Source organism: Bartonella sp. AP58NXGY (assembly GCF_042195785.1).
Classification (GTDB): domain Bacteria; phylum Pseudomonadota; class Alphaproteobacteria; order Rhizobiales; family Rhizobiaceae; genus Bartonella.
Window position 1 is genome coordinate 1 of the sequence record NZ_JBHIOY010000372.1, and the last position, 592, is coordinate 592.

The 592-nt window shown below is 44.4% G+C and carries 1 protein-coding gene; it reads left to right on the forward strand.

The window, feature by feature from the left end:
- A partial coding sequence (locus ACFINC_RS11495; RefSeq protein WP_375617285.1) for a hemagglutinin repeat-containing protein occupies positions 1 to 592 on the forward strand: 592 nt, incomplete at both ends.

Sequence of the window (592 nt, forward strand, 5' to 3'; positions counted from 1 at the left end):
TTGCAAGCGCCAAAGATACGGGCGATCAATGGGAAACCACTTCCACACAATCACACATCACGGCACGCCAAGATGTGCAGATTACTGCTGACAATGATGTAAATATGCAAGCAGCCATTGTTTCGGCGGATCGTGATGTCAACATTGATGCCGGCAATAATATCACCCTATCAGAAAGCTATGATACCTCTAATGCAAAAGAAAAGCATGAAAAGTCTTTTGCTGGTGTGACAGGCTCTGTCAATGTGGGCATTCTTGGTACAGTAAAAGATGTAAAGGATGCAGTCAAACGTTTTGGTCATGGGGATACAAAACACAAAATCGGTAATGGTCTTATTGCTGGTCTAAAAGGCTATGATCTCTATAGCAAAGGCAAAGGTCTTTATAATGGGATGAAAGGTGGAAACAAACAGTCTATTCGTGATATTGCTGATGTTTCTGCTAGCGTAACCGTGGGCTTTAAGACAGAGAAGGAGGAGGCATCGGTTCAGACATCTACTGCGGTGACAGGTACAATAGAAGCAGGACGCGCTGTTAATATGCAAGCCCACAAAGGCAGCATCCATGGTGTTGGAGCCGATATTATTGCCGG